Raw genomic sequence first — 21,032 nt, 5'->3', positions numbered from 1 at the left:
TGTTTTTAATGTCAAAAGTATTAATTGTAAATTCAGGTAGCTCAACTTTTAAATGGAAGTTATATAATTTAGCCGATGAAAAATGTATTGCCGAGGGAATGGTCGATCGTCTTGGCCAAAAAAATTCAGTTTTTGAGCTCAAATATAATGGAAAGAAACTTACCGAAAATGAATCGATTCCAACACATGAAGCAGCCGTCCAAGAGACTCTAGAAATGTTGTTGAAAGTAAATGCTATTAGTAGTTTTACAGAAATCACGCGAGTTGGACACCGAGTTGTTGCTGGTGGCACGATCTTCAAAGATTCAGTCGTAGTCACTCCAAAAGTTATCCAACAAATCAGTGACTTATCCGAACTGGCCCCACTGCACAATCCCAGCCAAGTCGCTGGTATCAAAGCTTTTGAAAAAATCTTGCCAGGTGTAACCCAAGTAGCGGCTTTTGATACGTCATTTCATCAAACGATGGAACCTGAGAATTATTTGTACAGTATTCCTTATGAATACTATCAAGAATATGGTGTTAGAAAATTTGGTGCTCAAGGAATCAGTCACCGTTATGTTTCCATGCAAGCAGCAAAGTTTTTGAACAAGCCAATTGAAGATTTAAAGATTATCTCCTGTCATTTAGGTAGTGGGGCTTCAATCGATGCAATTGAAGGTGGCAAATCAATTGATACTTCAATGGGCTTCACCCCTGAATCAGGTCTTACAATGAGTTCACGAGCTGGTGATATTGATCCATCATTAGTCGCTTTCTTAATGAAGAAATTAAAGATGAATGACGTTGATGATATGGTCGACTTCTTGAATAATAAGTCTGGACTGCTAGGTATCTCAGGAGTTTCACCGGATTTACGTGATTTGATAGCTGTAAAAGATACTAACAAACGTGCCAAATTAGCCATCGACATTTATATCAATCGAATCGTGAAATATATTGGTTCATACGTTTCTCTAATGAACGGAGTCGATGTCGTGATCTTTACAGCTGGAACTGGAGCTAGAAATGCGGAAATTCGAGCTGGAATCATGAAAAACTTCAGCTATTTAGGTATTAAGATGGATGAAGAGGCTAATAAGAATGGCTCTGGTATTCACAGAGTCAGCACCAAAGACTCCTCAGCTGACGTTTTAGTCGTTCCAACTAATGAGGAACTAATGATTCTAAAAGATGTCGTTCGTTTGACTGGTAAAGAAGACGCGGATGAATCACGTGAAAAAATGGTTGCATACTAAATAAAGAGCGGGACAGGACATGGTCAACTCTCGAGCATTAAGGCAAATAGACCAAGGTAATTGTACTTCGATTACCTTGGTCTATTTGTTTTAAGCGGAAAAAGCTATGTTATGTCCCGCGTTTATGCTGCAAGTTTAGGAGTAAAAATAGTTATGTCCCAATCTCTTTTTTGTTATATATCGGATTAAACAGGTGTGATAGCTATTATCTTAATATTTTATGCTAAGCCACACTCTTTTGATTACTATTTAGTAAGTTTTGCATCATGTGATATTTTGATTTGTGCAATGGCATCAGTAAGAGTAGCTGAATAATTGATATGGAGATCATTTCCCATACGATCAGCCCATTTTGGAATAGTAACATTTTTTTTGATTTTGACGTCCCCATTTAAATAATTGTCTAAATCAACAAGTACCATTGATTTGAAAGAAAGAGTTGAATCAAATTCAAGATCATCTGGATAAGGATTATTTTCTGATAATGAAATTTCATTCAAGGTAGAAGCTGCTGGTAAGGGACGGTTGTTTTCTAAATAATCAGCAACGTTAATACCTAGCCAGTCTGATGCCATCGCTATAGCGTCGGTTGTGTTACTGCCTTGGGTAGCCGAATTTGTAAAGTCAGGGAAGGTAACGAAAAATGGCACCTTTTCTGAAGTAGTGTAATAAAATAATGCAGGGTAACTTATCATCATTTTTTCTCTCCTAACTAGAGTTGAAAAATAGGTTATTTAAGACCAGCTTCTTTTCTAATACCTAGCTCTGTAAATTTATTTAATTCTCCATGTGGGATAATTATTGGTCGGTTCCCGGGCTTTGACATTTTCACATGTGAACCTTTTCCACCAATGGCCTTTGTCCAACCATGGGCCTTTAACAACCGTATCATTTCCTTTTGTGTCATTGGCATATACACATTATCTCCTGGTAGCATCATTTTATACGTATGATACGTATAAATCAAGGAATGTCTCATCCGCTTTTTTTGATTCTGTATATTTAAATTACGAAAAGGTATTTAAGTATAAGTCATTGTTTTGTCAATTTTGTTTTTTCTTTTAAAAAATCATTTGATGATAATGATAATAAACAAAATATTTCATAAGTAGGTTATTAGGTGTTACCATAACCCTTTGCAAAGGAAAAGCCACCACTACTTAAAGTGATGGCTAAGTTTTGATTATAAAACTAAAAAACCGATCATGATTTTCATCATAATCGGTTTAAGCGAGAATCGCTGATGGGTGGTCAGGGGATCGAACCCTGGACCCACGGATTAAGAGTCCGTTGCTCTGCCAGCTGAGCTAACCACCCATATTTCTTATCGGTTGAAACGTTTCCCTCTCAACCAACGAGATATATCATACCATAAGCTCCAAATTTATGACAAGTACTTTTTTTAAAAAAATTGAAAAAATTTAAGTTGGGTTTATGTTGATTTTGTTTTAATGGTCAATAACTAGTATAATAATTACGTCAAGGAGATATATTAATGGCTAAAAAAATTCTAGTAGTAGATGATGAAAAACCAATTTCCGATATTGTTAAATATAATTTGGAAAATGAAGGCTACGAAGTCATAACTGCTTTTGATGGACAAGAAGCCTTAGATAAAGTAGATGAAGATAATCCAGATTTGATTCTATTGGATTTAATGCTTCCAGTTATTGACGGTCTTGAAGTAGCTAGAACTATCAGAAAAACTAAAGATACTCCAATTATCATGTTAACAGCAAAGGATACTGAAATTGATAAGGTCATTGGCCTAGAACTCGGGGCTGATGATTATGTTACGAAACCATTCTCAAATCGAGAATTGGTAGCACGTGTAAAGGCAAGACTCAGATCACAAAGCCATATGCACAGTGACGATAATAAAAGTAGTGAAATAAAAATCGGCGATTTAACCATTTTACCTGATGCTTATACTGTAACTAAAAATGGAAAAGAAATTGAACTAACTCACCGTGAGTTTGAATTGCTACATTATCTTGCACAGCATATTGGACAAGTAATGAAACGAGAACATTTGCTTCAAACAGTCTGGGGATATGACTACTTTGGGGATGTTAGAACAGTTGATGTTACTGTTAGAAGACTGCGTGAAAAGATAGAGAACAATCCAAGTCAACCAGAGTGGTTGATGACAAGACGTGGAGTTGGATATTATTTGAGAGACCCAGACGCAGACTAGAGCGTGTAGCAGGGGCGGTCAGCTCTCGGAGGGAGTTGCCCCTGCGGAACGCGTTTTGACTATTCTGCATAGAACCATGGTAATTCTCAAAAAGAACCAAATCAGAACCAAAACCAAAAACCAAATGAAAAAACTGACTCAAATTCAAAAAGCGAGTCAGTTTTTTTGTTATCCACATAGCTGTATAATGTAACTAAGTCTGTATTGTTTAGGTGGAAATATTTTGAAAAATAGATTTGCTTTTTTACATTCAATTAATTTCAAAATTGGATTATCTTTTATCCTGATTCTTATCGTCACCATTGAAATCATTGGGGCTTATTTCGTACGACAATTGGAAGATCAAAATGTGACAAACTTTGAAAATTCCGTTGTTGTACCGCCTTATACCCTCAATCAAATTTCAGAAAATTTGACTGATAATGATCAGCATACACGTGAAAATATCAGTAATGCTATCTCTGATTATGCCCGAGTTAGCACTGATATCACTGACGTGCAAGTTGTCGACCGAAGTGGAATCATTGTTGGGGCCAAGGATTCCGAAGGCGGCAATATTATCGGTACGCAAACTTTGAAAGATAATATCAAACAAAGTATTAAAACTGACAAGAAAATTACCCAAATTTATTATGAAAAGGATAACGGTAGTTCCTATGAATCAATCGAGCCAGTGACCTCACCGGATAATAGTACGGTGGTGGGAGCAATCTATGTTCGAGCCAGCATGGAATCTGTTTATACTGGGATTAATAATATTATTTTGATTTTCTTGACTGCTTCGTTAGTTGCCGGGCTTTTAGGAGCCGTGATTGCGATATTTATTTCTCGAGCAATTACTCGACCAATTGATGAAATGAAGCAGCAGGCCGTAAGAATGGCGGAAGGTGACTATTCAGGTCAAGTACGTGTTTACTCACCTGATGAACTAGGTCAACTAGCAATGGCCGTTAATGACCTTTCGGTTAAAGTTGAAGAAGCGACTGAAAATTCTGAATCCGAGCGACGAAGATTGGATAGCGTTTTGACGCAAATGTCCGATGGTGTTATTGCGACGAACCGTCTCGGTAACATAACGGTTATTAATGAAATGGCGCAGGAATTTTTGGATAAAGATGAAGATGAGGCTATTGGGAAACCATTAGTTGAAGTCTTGGGGATTAAAGATCGGACGAGTTTTGACGAATTGTTGGAAAATCCTGATCCAATGGTGATTGAGACCAACGATTCCAGTGAAAACTATGATGCAAGTGATGATAATTCATTGATACTGAATGCTGATTTCTCCTTGATCCAGAGAAATAGTGGTTTTATCAGTGGTATGGTTTGTGTTTTGCATGATGTTACTGAACAACAGAAGATCGATAGTGAACGTCGTCAATTCGTTTCGAACGTTTCCCATGAATTGCGGACACCTTTGACGAGTATCAGTAGTTACATTGATGCTCTAAACAATGGTGCTTGGAAAGATCAAAAACTTGCCCCACAATTTTTAGGCGTTACAGCCGAAGAAACTGACCGAATGATTCGAATGATCCAAGATCTTTTAAGCTTGTCGCGAATGGATCAAGGTCGTTCGAAGCTAGATAAGGAACTAGTTAATTTCAATGAGTTCTTCTCTTATATCCTGGATCGTTTTGATATGATGCTGAAGAAAGAAAAAGCTGATGCGAAGGAAAAGGGTGAAAAAATTGCCAAAAACTATCGCATCAAGCGTATTTTTACTAGTAAAGATCTTTGGGTCGAAATCGATACTGATAAGATGACCCAAGTTATTGATAATATCATGAATAATGCGATTAAGTATTCACCAGATGGTGGAGTTATCACTTGCCGCTTGTTGGAAACTAACAAACATATTATTGTTAGTATTTCTGATGAAGGTCTTGGTATTCCAAGAAAAGATATCAAGAAAGTCTTCGAGCGTTTCTATCGTGTTGATAAAGCACGTTCTAGAAAACAAGGTGGTACTGGACTTGGACTTTCTATCTCGAAAGAAATTGTTGAACAACATAAAGGTAGAATCTGGGTAAATAGTGCTGAAGGTAAGGGATCAACATTCTACATCTCCTTACCATTTGACCCTAACGAAACAGGAGGAGAATGGGATGAAGTTTAGTCGATTGATCATTCAAATACTCTTAGTCATTGCCGTTATAACGAGTATCGTTCTTTCCTTTTTCATTTGGACGAATACTGCTCGTTATCAGCGTGGCCGCAACATCGACGTTACAACGTCAACTCAAAACAAAAATGAAGTGCCAATCAATCAAGTTATTAGTCCCACTTCAGTCATTTGGCGTGACGGTTCGTCGCAACATTTAATTTACAATAGTAATGAAAATATCGCTCTGAGTATTCAAAAGATTATGCAAGATTGGAAAATTGATAGCCCTAAACTAGTCTCTAAAAAAGATGGCGCCTACTATCAAAAAACAATTCAATCTAAAAATGTTTTACAGCTGGTTTATCCAAGTCAAACATCAACTAGCATTTTAGGATATCTTTTGGATAACAACAGTTTGCGTAACGATAAATCATATTCTTTCAATCGAATTTTAATTAATTTGAAAGATAAGGACGATAAGAATATTTATCTAGCTAATGATAAGAATTATGCAATTTATCGTGCTCCAGTTAAGAATGCAACTTCAGCTCCTATTAAGAAGTTAGTTAAGAAAGCTAATATCAATCTAAAGATTCGTTTAGATATTATGAAACACGGTGTGTTTACGATTTTTACATCACCGATCAAATTGAATACTTATTCATATGTCATCAGTAGTAAAGACGATGGTGAATATACAACAGCTCTATTTGATTCTAATACTAACGGACTCGTTACATCGGAGGACAACGGTGTTTACACATATAATTATGGTGAGTCTAAGCGTTTAGTGTCAGATCATAACTCGGGTGAATTGACGTTTGATGACTATACAGATACTTCGATGCCGAAGACCAAGTTAACCTTTTTGCAAAGGGGTTATCAAAAAGTTATTAATCTACAAAATTCAATTTCCAATTTACGCTTGTATAGTGCCGATTGGGACAAGAAGAGTTTGATTTTTAGAGAATACGTTGAAGGATTCCCAATCTTTAAGAAGAGTGAATTTGGTTCAATTCGAATTAAATTCAGTCGAAAGGGTAGCACGGAACATTTCTTGAATAAGGTATTGGAAGTTCCAGTGCCGTCAGATCAGGAACCTACTAAATTAAAATCAACGACGGATATTTTGAAAGGCTTGGATAAAGTTGGATATTCAATCAATGATATTCAAAAAATTGAAGTAGGGTATCAATGGGAAAGTGAAGTCGATAATGAAAAAGTTGTTGACTTGAAACCAACTTATTACATTAAGATTGGTGATCATTGGAAACCTTATAGTGATTGGACAAATGATACTGCGGAGGATAAATAGATGGACTTTAGAAGAATCGAAGTTATTTTCTTAATAGTTTTTTTCTCACTAGATATCTTTTTATTCTTATCTTTTCGCAACAGTCAGCAATTGGTCAGCAGTTCGAGTGCAAATACGTCAACTGTTTCTGAAATGCGAAAGCGTAATATCAGTTTTGGAACTTTAGATAGTAAGGATGGAAATGCTTATTATTTAGGTTCACAGCCGGATAATTCCTTGGCTCAAAATGTCAATAAGTTACGTAACCAAGAAGTTCAATACGATGAAGAAGATCATCGTATTACTAGTACTTTGAATAGTACGATTGCTGTAACAAATGATGATAGAAAAAAGATAATGGATAAATTTCTGGAAAAAGAAACTAATATTTTATTTGGGAAAGATTATAAGTATGCACCACAATTATCAACTACTTCCCAAATGGTTTATGTCGGTACTAGCAATTTGGGGGATGTTTATGATAAGACCGATCAATTGGTTTTTACAATTGAAAGTGGTCGCGTTGTCAGCTATACTCAAACGCATGTTAGATCACTAATTATTTTGCACGAACGTCAATCTGTTAAAAGCGAGAAAGATGTTATTACCAATCTTTATGCTAATTCAGAGATTCCAAATAATTCCAAGATTTCATACGCTAATATGGCTTACACGAAATTGTTAGTAGCTAAAGATAGTACGATTTATATTCCGGTTTGGTTCGTGACAATCAAGAATAAAGATAGTAAAGTCAGTTCCGTCAAAAAGGTTAACGCCTTTACCGGTAATATTATTAAGAATTCAACAAATGGAGATAGTAGTTACAATGCCCAATGATGATAGTTTGAAAATTTCTGTTCTTGCCAGCAGCAGTTCTGGTAATGCAACATATATTGAGACACCGAAACACCACGTATTAGTTGATGCCGGCCTGTCTGGTAAGAAAATCAAAGAGGCAATGGAAAGTATTGGAAAAGATATCAATACGGTTGATTCATTATTTGTGACACACGAACACACGGATCACATCAAAGGCGTTGGGGTATTAGCCCGGCGTTACAATTTAAACGTGTATGCCAATGAAAAAACTTGGGAAGCAATGTTGCCTAAAATTGGTAAGGTCCCAGAAGATGAGATCAATGTGTTTGAACATAACAAAATCATGTCTTTAGATGACCTCGATATTGAAAGTTTTGCGGTATCGCATGATGCCGTCGATCCACAATTTTACAAGTTCTACCATAATGGTAAGGAATTTGTTATTTTGACGGATACAGGATATGTTTCCGAACGGGTTCAAAAGACAATTGAAAATGCGGACGGTTATTTATTAGAGTGTAATCACGATGTCGAAATGTTGCGGGAAGGCGTTTATCCATGGCCTTTGAAGCAACGAATTCTCAGTGAAAAAGGACATTTGTCTAACGAAGATGGTGCTCACACTTTGATGGATGTCATTGGTAATCACACGAAACAAATCTATTTAGGACATTTGAGTCATGAAAACAATACAAAACAAGTAGCTAGAACGGAGGTCACTCAAGTGTTGGAGGATCATGATTTTGGAGTTGGCAACGATTTTCAGATTCATGATACTGATCCAGCCATCGCTGATCCGTTGATTGCATTGTAGTATTAATAAATAAATCATAGGTCGTTCATAATTTTTTCATAATTAATGGTTATATTAGAGACAGAAAATATGGGGAAGTGGACATTACATGAATAATGACAAAAATGACAAACCTGAATCAAGAGTAGATGATAAGAAACGTTCAACCAAGAATGGTAACAAGAATAATTCGTTACTCAAAACTGGTATCGTAGCTTTCATCTCCGCTGCCTTAGGTGTGGTAATTGCCTTTTTTGGATTCACATATTTTGGCGGCAGTACAACTAGTTCAACGAATTTGGGCAGTACTTCTGGTACAACGCAAGTAAGCAATACTAAAGTAAACACGTCCAGTTCGATGTCTGGTGCTTATAAAAAAGTAAGTGGTGCGGTAGTTTCCGTTATCAACTTACAAAAGCAGCAGGAACAATCCAGTGATGGAGATATTTCTTCTATCTTTGGTGATTTATTTGGTGACAGTGGTAGTTCCAGTGATAATTCACAATCTGGTTCATCCGACTCATCAGATTCCAATTCGAGTTCTTCATCCAGTAATTCGAGTGATTTGGAAGAATACAGTGAAGGTTCTGGTGTAATTTATGCTAAGCAAAATGGTAAAGGTTACATTGTAACTAATAATCACGTTGTTTCTGGATCAGATTCAATTGAGATTATTTTGGAAGACGGAACTAAGGTTTCAGCTAAATTAGTTGGTACTGATTCAACTACTGATTTAGCAGTTTTGGAAATTCCTGGTAGCAAGGTTCCAGCAACAGCCTCATTTGGTAACTCAAGTAACGTTTCACCAGGTGATCCTGTTATCGCTATTGGTTCGCCATTAGGTAGTGAATATGCAACAACTGTAACGCAAGGTATTATCTCCGCTACAAATAGAACTGTGACGACTCAAGATCAAACTACTGGTCAAGCAACTGGTGAAGCCACCGTTCTTCAAACTGATGCAGCTATCAATCCAGGAAATTCTGGTGGTCCATTAGTAAACGCGGCTGGACAAATTGTTGGTATCAATTCAATGAAGTTAGCATCTAACTCAGATGGTTCTTCTGTTGAAGGGATGGGCTTTGCTATTCCAAGTAATGAAGTTGTCAAAATCATCAACGAATTGGTTGAGAATGGTAAAGTTGAGCGTCCATCATTAGGAATTCGAGTCCTAGATCTTGATCAGATCACGGATGAATCACAATCTAGTTTGAAATTACCAGATAATATTACTAAAGGTGTTGTAGTTTACAGCACAACTAGTGGTTCAGTTGCTAAGGCGGCTGGATTGAAGAAGTATGATGTAATCGTTAAGTTAGGTAATAAGAAGATCACTTCTGTAGCTGATTTACACACCGCTTTGTATTCACATTCAGTAGGCGATACTGTAAGTATTCAATACTACCGTAATGGTAAATTAAATACAGCGAGTGTACATCTAACAAAAGAAACATCTGATTAAATAAAAAGCGTGAAACTAACTAATAGTAGTTTCACGCTTTTTTTTGAACATTTTTCTTAATAAAAAAAATATCTTTCGGTAATTGAAAAGACTAATGAACAAGACTTATCCACAGCTGTTAACAACTTGTGTAAAACTAACAAAATATTTGTTATATCACTGTAGAAAAGTTATCCACAATTTTACCCACAGCTGTTGAAAACTTTTGATTATACATTTAGAAAAATTAGAACATGCCTATTATAAAAGGCCAAGAACGTTGTTACACAGTATCAGACAAACTTTTATTTTACGGTGTAAAAGTAAAATGCCATGATAATTCGTAATTTATAAATAATTTGGCAATTTAATCTAAATTACGTATGATTATTAGTTGAGGAGATTTAGATAAATGAATATAAAAATGGTTACGGTTGGAAAATTAAAAGAGAAGTATTTTAAAGCGGGAATTGCTGAATATGCCAAGCGTTTGGGTGCATTTTGCAAGTTTAAAATCGAGGAGTGTCCTGATGAAAAGGCACCCGAAAATTTGAGTGAAGCCCAAGATGAGAAAGTAAAACAAATTGAGGGAGAACGAATATTAAGCAAAATTAAGGATAAGGAATTTGTCATTTTGCTAGATTTAAGAGGAAAAGAACTAACTTCTGAACAACTAGCTAAAAAAATCGACGACTTATCCACATATGGGACAAGTGACATCACTTTCGTAATCGGTGGCTCATTAGGAGTCAGCCCAGAAGTCATGAAAAGAGCCGATATGAGTATTTGTTTTGGAAAATTCACTTTGCCACATCAATTGATGAGGCTGGTATTGACTGAGCAAATTTATAGATCGTTTATGATCATAAATCATCGGACTTATCATAAATAAAGCCTAGCTATATCGCATAAAACTATGGTCATAGAATAAAAGAACTTCGCTCCAACAAAATAAAATTACGCAAAAAGACAAGTAAACTTCTGAAAATTATTTCAGAATTCACTTGTCTTTTTCATTCCAAATATCTTTCGTAGCCCTCTTTTAGGGTGTCACGAATATCATCAGCGATATATTTAGGGGAAAGTACACGTAAAATAGTAGTTTCACCAAGTAACCAAAGTTTTACTCCATCAGAGTAATTGACATCAATTTCTAATATCTTCACGGAAAAAGGGAAGCGATTAGGTTTGTCGATAGTTTTAATCACGCGGCAACTAGGAAATTCATCTTTAACGTATTCAACGTAACCATAAAATTCAAAAACAATGTGAGTTTTTTTACCGTTATACCCAAAGGCTTCATGTTGGGTTTCAATTCCGTGATCGTAATGTCGACTGTAATCAATAGGAATTTTTACTGAGGATTTTTTGATTTTATTCATCCAGTCAATACGAAAAATTCGATTCTCCCGAGTCGTTTTTAAAAAACCAACAATGAAAAAGTAGTAGTTATCGAAAAAAATGTGAATCGGACGCATTTCAATTGTTTCTGTGCGTGCTTGTTCAAAGGCTTCATGATCAGTATATTCAAAAGAAATGTGATCTTGGTGATAGATGAATTCTTCCAGTAAGCCAATTTTTTCTAGGCGATTACTTTGATCATCAATATAATTATGAGCGATTTGTTCACTGCGAATGGAAGCACTAGCCAATTCACGCTGTTCTGGATAAAGCATATTTAGCATTTTTTGTGTTAATTCGGGGAATTCTTTTGTATTTAGAGAACGACTAGCAGTTAAAATTTTAATCAACACTAAAACTTGGTTGCGGCTTAATAGGAATCTTTGATTGATTGAATAGCGATTACCAGTTTTGGTCATTTCAAAATATTTTTTAAAGTTAGGATTGCTGTCCAAGGCATTTTTTATTTCTTTAATAGTCCGTTGAGCCTTGCGTAAGCTGATACCTAAATTTTCCACTAAATCTTTTGTTTCTAATCCCTGATTGTCTAAAAGTTGTAAAAAGACCTCAAATGTGATGTTCATTAATATACCTCTTTGAGAAATAGATTAGCATATTATTTTTGTCAAAGCATTAGTTAAGAATTTGTTTTGTTTCTAAGGATCTGCTTGTTAATTCTAGACTATCTTATAAACTTAAATTGGATAAAAAAATTCTCCAAGGGGAGGAAAAGATGACTAATAAAAATAAAATTTTAACAGCTTCAGCTATTGCAATTATGTTAGCTCCAGCTGCACTTTCGATGACTCAACAAACTACTCAAGCTAGTGGACTGGTCGGCTTTGTCGGTACGATCAGACGTGATGCTGGGCAAGTAGTTGATGATAACGGAAATATAACTAGTACGACTTTGCCCAATTTTTCTTCTTGGAAATTAGGTGAAACAAAGCAATTACGTGGTAAAACTTATTATCAAGTTGGTACCAATCAGTGGGTTGCTTTTGATTCGATGGATATTGCTAACAATGGTAATCAAATCGGTTATTATGCAGCCAATTACAATCCTAATGTGCACCATGTAGCCACAGTTGCTGCCAACACGCCAATCGTCAATAGTTATGGTCAAAATACAGGTCGAACTTTGACTAAGGGGAGTACTTGGCAATTAGGTCAAATTACGACTATTAATAATGCAGCATACTTTGAAGTTGGAACTAATGAATGGATCCCTGCTAGTTATGTAACTAATTTGGTTTCTGGTGACACTGAAAAACAAGCTATTCCAAGTCAAAGCCAAACTGTGACAAAAAAGGTGGGAACACTTAGTTCAACAGTTTCAGTTTACGGATCAGATGGCAAACCACTAGGCATCACTTTGAAACAAGGGACGAAGTGGCAATTAGGTGACTTGGTTACAATCGGCGGTTCTAAGATGTATCAAGTAGCAACTAATGAATATATCGATGCTGCCTTTGTAAATATTCCAGGTGAAAAGCCCTTCATGACAACTGATCCAGATAAAGTTCGTGGACAAATTGGTAAAATTGTTTTCTCTAATTCACAAATAGTGACTGCTTCAGGAATTGCGACCGGCGTAAAATTACCGGAGGGTACTTCTTGGAAACTAGGTGAAACAATTCGTATCAACGGTGTGGAATATTATGAAGTTGGAACTAACCAATATGTTACTGCTAGAGATTTTCTATTAAATTCAGCAACTTCAACTTCCACATCCACATCTACTGCAACCACAAATCCTGGAATTCCCACACCTGGCAATGGTTTAGTGGCAACCACAACTAAGCAAGAGGCAGTTTATAATTCTGAAACCAACACTTATGGACAAGTCTTGAATGCTAATACATCGTGGAAAATTACTAAATTAGTCGTTAATAAATATGGCGCTTATTGGGGACAAATTTCTAATAATGAATGGGTCTTTATCTCTAATGTGAGATTGAATAGCGGCTTAAATTTAAAGACATATGCTTATTCAGAACCAGAATTTGCAGTAAGTATTAATAAATAAAAATTTGGAGAGTAACTATTTTTCTTCCAAATTTGTAGCGTAAACGCGAAATATACAAAAATAAATAGTCTCGGGTAATCAAACGATTACTCGGGACTATTTTTGTTAGTTCTTGAAAGCTGACTATGATATATTTGCTCTCTTTAGAATTGATCCACAATATTTTTTTCTGTTTCAAGGCCTAATTTGACCCAGTTGGCGATTGTTTGGTCATCGACGCGAAAGACTGGTGCACTGATACTGAATCCACCGAAGATTTGACCATTTTTTACTAAAGGGAAACCAATACAATAAACACCTTCTTGATTTTCGATATCATCGATGGCATAACCACAGTTTCTGATTTCTGCCAAATTATTTAATAAATCTTTTCGAGTAACTAAAGTATTCTTTGTTAAAGGTTTTAAAGCTGTTTGATCAAGATAGTTGTCAATTTGTTCATCAGAGTAATGAGATAAAATAGCTTTTCCCATAGCTGATGAGTACATGTGCATCGTACCTCCAAGCTCCAAATCAAAATGGATGCTGTTAGTACTCTTAGCACGGTCCAATAAAACGACACGGTCTTTTTCTACGATACCTAGGTTGACCGCTTCTGTAGTTTCATCTCGTAGCTTATTAAGAAACGGCATTGCTATTTTAACTAAATTGAAACTTTGGGTCGATTCATTTCCATATTTAATAAAGATAGTTCCTAAATAATACTGTTTAATTTTGCCATCAGATCTGACAAAACCACAATATTCTAAAGTTTGTAGAATTTTTAAAACAGTTGGTTTAGAAATATCGACGTGTTCGCTAATTTCTTTTAATCCAGGAGCCGTTTCTGAATTGGAAATAAAGTCCAAAATCTCTTTAGCCTTCAGTAATACAGCACCATACAAATGTTTCTCCGCCATTACTTGACCTCTTTTCATTCTTATCACATTCAATTCTATACCATAACTATATAAAAAAACATAATGAAAAGGCTTGCAAAGGCTTTTAAAATATTATAAAATCTATTTGTAAATAAGAAATGACGTTTCTTATTAGGAAATATAGTCAAACAATTCTAGGAGGGTTTTGAAATGTCAGAAATTCACGAGAGTGCAGAAGAAATTCGTCAACATGAGGAAGAATTGAAGAATAACTTCAATATGGATCTATTCAACCTTAAAGGCAAGGTTGCCGTTATTACAGGTGGTAATACAGGATTAGGTCAAGGTTATGCTATTGCCATGGCTAAAGCCGGTGCCGATATTTTCATTCCTACATTTGGTAAGAAAGAATGGGACAATACTCGCGAAATTATTGAAAGTTTAGGTCGTAAGGTAGAATTCAAAGATTGTGACCTTACAGCCCCAGGTACACCTAAAGAAGTTATCGATGAAGTAGTTGAAAAGATGGGCCGTATCGATATTTTGGTAAACAACGCCGGAATGATCAAACGTAATCCATTACTAGAATCAAAGGACGAAGATTGGGACAGAGTTATCAGCATCAACTTGAGTGCCGTATACCATATGTCACTAGAAGCATGCAAAGTCTTCGCAAAACAAAAGTCAGGTAGAATTATCAACATTGGTTCAATGCTTTCATTCCAAGGTGGTAAATTCATTCCTTCATACACAGCTTCAAAACATGGTGTTGCTGGACTTACAAAGGCATTCGCTTCAGAAATGGGTGCTTACAATGTTACTGTTAACGCTATTGCACCAGGATACATCAAGACAGAAAACACAGCTCCAATCCGTGCTGACAAGTCACGTAATGATGAAATTCTAGGAAGAATTCCAATGGGCCACTGGGCAGAACCTTATGAATTGATGGGACCAGCTGTATTCCTAGCAAGTGACGCTGCCGCATATATCAACGGTGCAATTGTTCCAGTTGATGGTGGTTACTTAGTTCGTTAATCTAACTTAGGGGGTACGAAAACATCATGGCTGTCATAAATTACATTATGTCCTTGGGTGCTAGTGTTATGATGCCAATTATTTTCCTTATTTTAGGTTTATTAATTGGGATGGGAGTAAGTAAATCTCTAGTATCAGGACTTAAAGTTGGTGTTGGTTTCGTCGGATTGAGTGTTGTTACACAACTCTTGTCTGATAATATCGGACCAGCTGTCAATGCGATGGTAAAAACTTACCATCTTCACCTTTACACACTAGATATTGGTTGGCCAGCTGCTTCACAAGTTGCTTTTGCTACATCAGTTGGTGCAATCATTATTCCATTAGGTTTACTAGTTAACGTTTTAATGTTAGTTATTGGTACTACAAAAACTTTGAACATTGACCTTTGGAACTACTGGCATTTTGCTTTCATTGGTTCAATTGTTTACTTTGCTACAGACAATTTCTGGTGGGGCATGTTCGCTTCCATCATTACAATCATCATCACTTTGATTGGTGCTGATAGATCTCAAAAGAAAGTTGAATCTTTCTATGGTAAAGATCTAACCGGTATTTCAATCCCTCAGGCATTTTGTGTCAGCTTTATTCCATTTGCAATTATTGTAAATTGGATTGTTGATCGTATTCCTGGACTAAACAAAGTTGATATTGATGCCGATAAGATGAAAGAAAAATTCGGTGTCTTGGGCGACCCAATTGTTCTTGGTGTTATTATTGGTATGATTATTGGTGCTTTGGCTCAATATCCTGTTGCAAAGATTTTGCAATTAGGTGTTATCCTAGCTGCCGTTATGGTCTTGATTCCTAGAATCACAGGACTATTCATCGAAGGTTTATCTCCAATTTCAAAACGTGCGCAAGAAATTATTAAGAACAAATTCAAGGGTAAGGAATTCAATATTGGTATGACACCAGCTCTAGTAATCGGACACCCTGTTACTTTGGTTGCTAGTCTATTACTAATTCCTATTATCTTGTTCTTGTCAGTTATCATCCCTGGTAACCAATTCCTACCATTGGCAAGTTTGTCAGGTTTGATTTACATCTTCCCATTGGTACTTCCATATACTAAAGGAAATGTTTTGAAGACTTTGTTAGTAGGTATTGTTAGTTTGGTTCTTGGTGTTCTTTCCGCAACAATGTTGGCAGGTATCTTCACAAAGGCTGTTAAGATTGTTCAAGCAAGTCTAATTCCAGCAGGTACTGCATCTGTTGCAAGTATCGACTTTGCTGCCAGTCCATTAGCTTGGATCGTTTACGAAGGTACAGTAAATCTTCCAATTATTGGAGCTATCGTTCTCGCAGTTGTTGTTGCAGGTATGATGGTTTGGAACAGAAAAGAAATCAGAAAAGGTTTATAATAGATACATTCTCCTTGGAGTATTAACTTCGAGGAGATTTTGTGTTGGTAAGAGGCAAAAGAAATGAGCGAATTTATTACTATCGGTGAATCACTCGTCGTTTTTTGCTCAACCGAACCAGATGTAACCATACAAGATTCTACTAATTTCAATAAAGTTGTTGGTGGAGCAGAATTAAATGTCGCTGTTGGAGTGCGTCGTTTAGGTCATTCCGTGGAATACATCGGCCAAGTTGGCAAAGATCCACAAGGTAAATTTATCGAGAAGCAAATAAAGAGTAAAAGTATTGGGACTGAGTATTTAGAACAAACAGATCAATATTTAAATGGTTATCAAATGAAACAATTGGTAACTAAAGGTGATCCGAAAGTTTTCAATTTTAGAAAAAACTCAGCGGGAACTAATATTGATTTGGATTTAATTAATAAAATTGATCTAACTGGAGTAAAAATCGGTCATGTAACGGGAATTTTTCCGGCAACATCAAAAAATGCTCTAGCTGCTAGTAAAGCTTTGATCAAACGACTTAATCAAAAAGGGATCACAGTAACGTTTGATCCTAATTTGCGACCAGACTTGTGGCCAGATCAAGAGACAATGGTGAGGACTCTTAATGAAATGGCTAGTTTGGCAGATATTGTTTTGCCAGGACAAAGCGAAGGTAAGATTTTGACGGGATATGATGATCCTGAAAAAATTGCTGACTTTTACTTGAAAGGTAAAACTAAAGCCGTATTTGTCAAAGTTGGATCAAAAGGTGCATATGTAAAAACTAAGACTAGTTCTGGGGAATTTGTTCCTGGATTCAAAGTCGAGAAAGTCGTTGATACTGTTGGTGCCGGGGATGGCTTTGCACTAGGCGTTATAACGTCGTTATTAGAGGGCAAAACCTATGCACAAGCAGCCAAACGTGGAAATGCCGTCGGAGCATTGCAAGTTCAAGCTCACGGTGACAATGATGGGTATCCTACTAGAAACGAATTAGATGATTTTTATCAAAAAAATGGAGTGGAGAATATATGACATTACCAAAGTATGAAGCATTGAAAAATGTAGAAAAAGCAGGAGTCGTCGCTGTTGTCAGAGGACACAACGAAGAAAACTCTTATCAAGTATCAAAGGCTTGTATCAAGGGTGGCGTTACAGCTATCGAACTAGCTTTCACATCACCAAACGCCGATGTAACAATCAAACGTTTGAGCGAAGAATATGCTGATGATGACAAGGTTGTTGTTGGTGCCGGAACAGTTTTGGATCCAGCTACAGCTAGATTAGCTATCATTGCTGGTGCTAAATTTATCGTTAGTCCATCATTCAACAAAGAAACAGCTAAGACATGTAACCTTTACGATGTACCTTACGTACCAGGTTGCTTCACACCAACGGAAGTCCAAAGTGCTTTAACTTATGGTGCTGATGTTGTTAAGATCTTCCCTGGTTCAATTGCTGGTTTGAATGTAATCAAAGAAATCCAAGGACCATTCCCTTATGCAAACGTTATGCCTAGTGGTGGTGTGTCACTAGAAAACATGCACGAATGGTTTGAAAACGGTGCTTACGTTGTCGGTGTCGGCGGCGGATTAGTTGGACCTGGTAAAGACGACGACTATGAAGCAGTTGAAAAGAACGCAAAAGCATTTCACGCTGAATTTGAAAAACTATCTAAGTAATCATTAAAGAATAAAAGAAAGATATGTGTGTTTATTTCATAAAAAGAGTCGAGACATTGTCATCTCGGCTCTTTTTGTATGCTGGCGAGAGATGCCGTCTTCCGCAACAGCTCTGGGAAATTGCTGGAACGATGTGGGCACAACTTGAAGCCAATTCCAAACCCGGGAATTGTCTCCAAGATTGGCCTTTGTCTAGGTGCTAAAGCACCAAGACAAATTTCACATCTGAGCATTTCCCAGAGCTGTTGCTCCAGACTGGATTTCACTTTTTTGCAGTAAGTATGAAATTTTTTTATAATCTGGATATGTTTTTGAGTTCTATTCTTTAACTGATCTAATTTGATGTAGGAAATAGAAAATTATACTAGAATTGAAATGAATAAATATATTCAGTTTTGAGAAATAAAAAACGAATAAAAAAGAAGCTATACCGATGAAAGAAAAATTCGTTAGTATAGCTTCTTTATTTTTTAATTAAATGGAATAAATATAAAGTTTGTTATCCAGTCCATCACGGGGATTGTGCGGAAGACGGCATCTAGTCTTCAAAAAGAACTGTTATTTATCATAACTTTGAATTGAGTCGAATAAGAATTTCACGAAAGCTTCGCGGTCAACGTCTTCTAGGACTTTGATACTGTTCTTTTGGGGAGCGTCGGTTCTTCGGTCGGGGTAAGTCATGCCTCGGTATTGGTCGTTTGAAAGAGAAACATCCATTGAATAATTAGTGCTCTTAGTGAACAACTCTGGGGCAATCAAGCTGATAACGGCACAGGCATCGTGGATTGGAATTTTGGTCATGCCTTTTGCCAATTCTGCTTTAGCATAGAAGTCCAAAATTGAGCTGGCCATCACTCCGACGGGACCGAGATCTTTGATTTTACCGATTTCGTCCATTGTGAGGTAGGCTTTATTTTCAGTTAAGTTTAATCCGGAAAGCGTGATTGGTAATCCGGAATTAAAGACGATATCCATTGCCTCTGGGTCGACATAAGCATTGAATTCGGCGGCTAAAGTGATGTTTCCTTGTAAGGTTGAGCCGCCCATGATGTAGATGTGTTCGATTTTATCTTTAACACCCGGGAAAGTCTTCAATAATAAGGCCACATTGGTCAAAGGAGCGGTCGCAACGATATTGATTTTTTCGTCACTCTTGGAAATTTTGTCATACATATATGTAACAGCATTATCGCTGGTCAATGGATAATCTTGGCTATTTTTAGGGAAATCGTAACCGTCCATTCCAGTTTTTCCGTGGATTTCGCCGGCAGTTTCGATTTCTTTAACTAGTGGAGTCGCTTGACCAGATGCAAGTTGTGCATGTGAACCGAGGAATGTTAAGAGTTTCTTGGCATTTTGCGTAACGTAATCTAGTTTTACGTTACCACCAACGGTAGTTACACCAACTAGGTCGGCTTTTTCGGGATGGGCAAGTAAAACTGTCAAAGCGATTGCGTCATCAATACCGGGGTCACAATCCATAATTACTTTTGTCATTAATATATGTACCTCACTTTTTTAATTTTTGGGGGATTTTTTTCAAGGCGCGCACGAAGCTGTGGCGTTCAAGGGTGCCAAGAGTGGATAAAATCTTTTGGTTGTTGTCATCCATGAACTGATTGATCTTTGGCTCTAAGATTTGCGATTTAGCAGACAAAACGATTTTCTTCAAGCGTGAATCTTCTTCAACTGCTACGCGGGTGATCAATTTATCTTTTTCCATGGTTTTTAAAATGTTGGTTGCGGTTGGACGCCTGATATTGAATTCTTTTTCGATATCTTTTTGGTACGTATTTTTGTCCCTATTAGATAGGAAGAAAATGATCTGAACTTGTGTCCCCGTCAGGCCATATTGGTGGGCAAAAGTATTGATACCGCGCGAAATTTCGTTTGAAGCAACCTTGATTAGATGAGCTACATCACTCGCCATGAAAAATCCTCCTTATTTAGTTGTTACCCCATAATTATAACATCTTCCTCGAGAAACATTTTTTGTAATAATCCCAAAAGAATCCTATATTGGATATAGAAACTAAAACAGGGGGAAAAATAAATGTCTAAAGTATTAATTTTAGGTGCTAATGGAAAAATTGCTCGTTTAGCAGAACATATTTTTGTTGATACGACTGACGATAGTTTGAAATTGTATTTGAGAAACGCCAATCGCTTGGAAGATTTCGTCAATTCACACGATAAACTGACTGAAGCTATCGAAGGTGATGCAACTGACGTAGAAAATATGGTTGAATCTCTTAAAGACGTTGATTTGGTTTACGCTAATTTAGCTGGTGACAACATCACTGCTCAAGCTAAAGCGGTTGTTGAAGCAATGCATGAAGCTGGCAAGACTCGTTTGGTCTGGATTTCGACATTAGGGATTTATGATGAAGTACCTGGCAAGTTTGGTGATTGGAATAAGAAGACTTTAGGTGACTATATTACAAATTACGCAGCAGCTGCTAAGGTAATCGAAGATTCTGATTTGGATTATACGATTATTCGTCCAGCTTGGTTGACGGATAAACCAGAAGTTGACTATGAAATCACTCAAAAAGGTGAAGAATTTAAGGGTACTGAGGTCTCAAGAAGATCAATTGCCCAAATTGTGGTCGATATTGCTCAAGATCCAGATAAGTTTAAGGGTCAATCAATCGGTGTAAACAAGCCAAATACCAACGGGGACAAGCCTTCGTGGTATTAAAGCCTTGTGAAATGGCAATTTATTTTCGGCTGATGTTACGTAATAAAAAACATGTTACATGCGTTATAACGGTTACCACA

20 protein-coding genes and 1 tRNA gene are annotated in these 21,032 nt (G+C 36.6%); 14 read left to right on the top strand and 7 right to left on the bottom strand.

What is annotated here, in order from left to right; genetic code table 11:
• Window positions 1-8 precede the first annotated feature (8 nt).
• Window positions 9-1,238 carry an acetate/propionate family kinase gene (locus U8521_RS10980; protein ID WP_334331978.1) on the top strand — a complete coding sequence of 410 codons (1,230 nt, stop codon included), beginning with the start codon at window positions 9-11 and terminating at the stop codon, window positions 1,236-1,238.
• A 245-nt stretch (window positions 1,239-1,483) separates the two neighbouring features.
• On the opposite strand, the gene U8521_RS10975 is transcribed toward U8521_RS10980, so the two are convergent.
• The 3 genes from U8521_RS10975 to U8521_RS10965 all read right to left on the bottom strand — a co-directional run bounded on the left by U8521_RS10975 (window position 1,484) and on the right by U8521_RS10965 (window position 2,555).
• Window positions 1,484-1,936 (bottom strand): type II toxin-antitoxin system HicB family antitoxin, encoded by a 453-nt coding sequence (locus U8521_RS10975; RefSeq protein ID WP_334331977.1) that lies wholly within the window; start codon window positions 1,934-1,936, stop codon window positions 1,484-1,486.
• A gap of 32 nt (window positions 1,937-1,968) precedes the next feature.
• Window positions 1,969-2,151, bottom strand: a complete 183-nt coding sequence (locus tag U8521_RS10970; RefSeq protein ID WP_334331976.1) for a type II toxin-antitoxin system HicA family toxin — start codon at window positions 2,149-2,151, stop codon at window positions 1,969-1,971.
• Window positions 2,152-2,482: 331 nt separating this feature from the next.
• Window positions 2,483-2,555, bottom strand: a tRNA-Lys gene (locus tag U8521_RS10965).
• 178 nt (window positions 2,556-2,733) lie between these two features.
• On the opposite strand from U8521_RS10965, the gene yycF reads away from it, so the two are divergent.
• The 7 genes from yycF (at window position 2,734) to rlmH (ending at window position 10,781) form a co-directional block, all read left to right on the top strand.
• Entirely contained in the window at window positions 2,734-3,435 is a 702-nt protein-coding gene (gene yycF / locus U8521_RS10960; RefSeq protein WP_135372922.1) for a response regulator YycF, read from the top strand.
• Window positions 3,436-3,658: 223 nt separating this feature from the next.
• Window positions 3,659-5,554, top strand: coding sequence for a cell wall metabolism sensor histidine kinase WalK (gene walK / locus U8521_RS10955; protein ID WP_334331975.1), 1,896 nt, complete (start codon window positions 3,659-3,661; stop codon window positions 5,552-5,554).
• A complete protein-coding gene (locus U8521_RS10950) occupies window positions 5,544-6,857 on the top strand; it encodes a YycH family regulatory protein (protein WP_334352744.1) in 1,314 nt (437 codons plus the stop codon). Before walK ends, U8521_RS10950 begins: the two co-directional genes overlap by 11 nt.
• On the top strand, window positions 6,858-7,673 hold the full coding sequence (locus tag U8521_RS10945) for a two-component system regulatory protein YycI (protein ID WP_334331973.1): 816 nt from the start codon (window positions 6,858-6,860) through the stop codon (window positions 7,671-7,673).
• The gene (locus tag U8521_RS10940; RefSeq protein ID WP_442886154.1) at window positions 7,645-8,469 is read left to right on the top strand and encodes an MBL fold metallo-hydrolase; all 825 of its coding nucleotides are present in this window, start codon (window positions 7,645-7,647) and stop codon (window positions 8,467-8,469) included. The genes U8521_RS10945 and U8521_RS10940 overlap by 29 nt, the downstream gene beginning before the upstream one ends.
• Before the next feature lie 88 nt (window positions 8,470-8,557).
• Window positions 8,558-9,910, top strand: coding sequence for a S1C family serine protease (locus tag U8521_RS10935; protein WP_334352743.1), 1,353 nt, complete (start codon window positions 8,558-8,560; stop codon window positions 9,908-9,910).
• A 391-nt stretch (window positions 9,911-10,301) separates the two neighbouring features.
• The gene (rlmH, locus tag U8521_RS10930; protein WP_135372931.1) at window positions 10,302-10,781 is read left to right on the top strand and encodes a 23S rRNA (pseudouridine(1915)-N(3))-methyltransferase RlmH; all 480 of its coding nucleotides are present in this window, start codon (window positions 10,302-10,304) and stop codon (window positions 10,779-10,781) included.
• A gap of 121 nt (window positions 10,782-10,902) precedes the next feature.
• Here rlmH and U8521_RS10925 read toward each other — a convergent pair whose 3' ends face one another.
• Window positions 10,903-11,874, bottom strand: coding sequence for a helix-turn-helix transcriptional regulator (locus U8521_RS10925; protein ID WP_334352742.1), 972 nt, complete (start codon window positions 11,872-11,874; stop codon window positions 10,903-10,905).
• Between the two features lie 149 nt (window positions 11,875-12,023).
• Between U8521_RS10925 and U8521_RS10920 the strand changes: the two genes are divergently transcribed.
• Window positions 12,024-13,319, top strand: coding sequence for an SLAP domain-containing protein (locus U8521_RS10920; RefSeq protein ID WP_334352741.1), 1,296 nt, complete (start codon window positions 12,024-12,026; stop codon window positions 13,317-13,319).
• Between the two features lie 143 nt (window positions 13,320-13,462).
• Here U8521_RS10920 and U8521_RS10915 read toward each other — a convergent pair whose 3' ends face one another.
• Entirely contained in the window at window positions 13,463-14,218 is a 756-nt protein-coding gene (locus tag U8521_RS10915; protein WP_334331968.1) for an IclR family transcriptional regulator, read from the bottom strand.
• 171 nt (window positions 14,219-14,389) lie between these two features.
• Here U8521_RS10915 and kduD point away from each other — a divergent pair, with 171 nt between their 5' ends.
• From kduD to U8521_RS10895, 4 genes are all read left to right on the top strand, one after another.
• A complete protein-coding gene (gene kduD, locus U8521_RS10910; RefSeq protein ID WP_334331967.1) occupies window positions 14,390-15,217 on the top strand; it encodes a 2-dehydro-3-deoxy-D-gluconate 5-dehydrogenase KduD in 828 nt (275 codons plus the stop codon).
• Between the two features lie 26 nt (window positions 15,218-15,243).
• Window positions 15,244-16,581 (top strand): PTS galactitol transporter subunit IIC, encoded by a 1,338-nt coding sequence (locus U8521_RS10905; protein ID WP_334331966.1) that lies wholly within the window; start codon window positions 15,244-15,246, stop codon window positions 16,579-16,581.
• A 63-nt stretch (window positions 16,582-16,644) separates the two neighbouring features.
• Window positions 16,645-17,604 carry a sugar kinase gene (locus tag U8521_RS10900; RefSeq protein WP_334331965.1) on the top strand — a complete coding sequence of 320 codons (960 nt, stop codon included), beginning with the start codon at window positions 16,645-16,647 and terminating at the stop codon, window positions 17,602-17,604.
• Complete coding sequence (locus tag U8521_RS10895; RefSeq protein ID WP_334331964.1) at window positions 17,601-18,251, top strand: bifunctional 2-keto-4-hydroxyglutarate aldolase/2-keto-3-deoxy-6-phosphogluconate aldolase; 651 nt, start codon at window positions 17,601-17,603, stop codon at window positions 18,249-18,251. Before U8521_RS10900 ends, U8521_RS10895 begins: the two co-directional genes overlap by 4 nt.
• Before the next feature lie 558 nt (window positions 18,252-18,809).
• Here U8521_RS10895 and U8521_RS10890 read toward each other — a convergent pair.
• Together U8521_RS10890 and U8521_RS10885 are read right to left on the bottom strand one after the other, a co-directional pair.
• Complete coding sequence (locus U8521_RS10890; protein ID WP_334352740.1) at window positions 18,810-19,748, bottom strand: nucleoside hydrolase; 939 nt, start codon at window positions 19,746-19,748, stop codon at window positions 18,810-18,812.
• A gap of 13 nt (window positions 19,749-19,761) precedes the next feature.
• Window positions 19,762-20,181, bottom strand: coding sequence for a MarR family winged helix-turn-helix transcriptional regulator (locus U8521_RS10885; RefSeq protein WP_334352739.1), 420 nt, complete (start codon window positions 20,179-20,181; stop codon window positions 19,762-19,764).
• A 123-nt stretch (window positions 20,182-20,304) separates the two neighbouring features.
• Here U8521_RS10885 and U8521_RS10880 point away from each other — a divergent pair, with 123 nt between their 5' ends.
• Complete coding sequence (locus U8521_RS10880) at window positions 20,305-20,952, top strand: SDR family oxidoreductase (protein ID WP_334331961.1); 648 nt, start codon at window positions 20,305-20,307, stop codon at window positions 20,950-20,952.
• The last annotated feature ends 80 nt before the right edge of the window (window positions 20,953-21,032 follow it).

This window comes from Companilactobacillus miaonis, assembly GCF_036913615.1.
In the GTDB taxonomy this organism is placed as follows: Bacteria; Bacillota; Bacilli; order Lactobacillales; family Lactobacillaceae; genus Companilactobacillus.
Note: the sequence above shows the minus strand (reverse complement) of the source record. Positions and strands in the feature narration are given on the sequence as shown.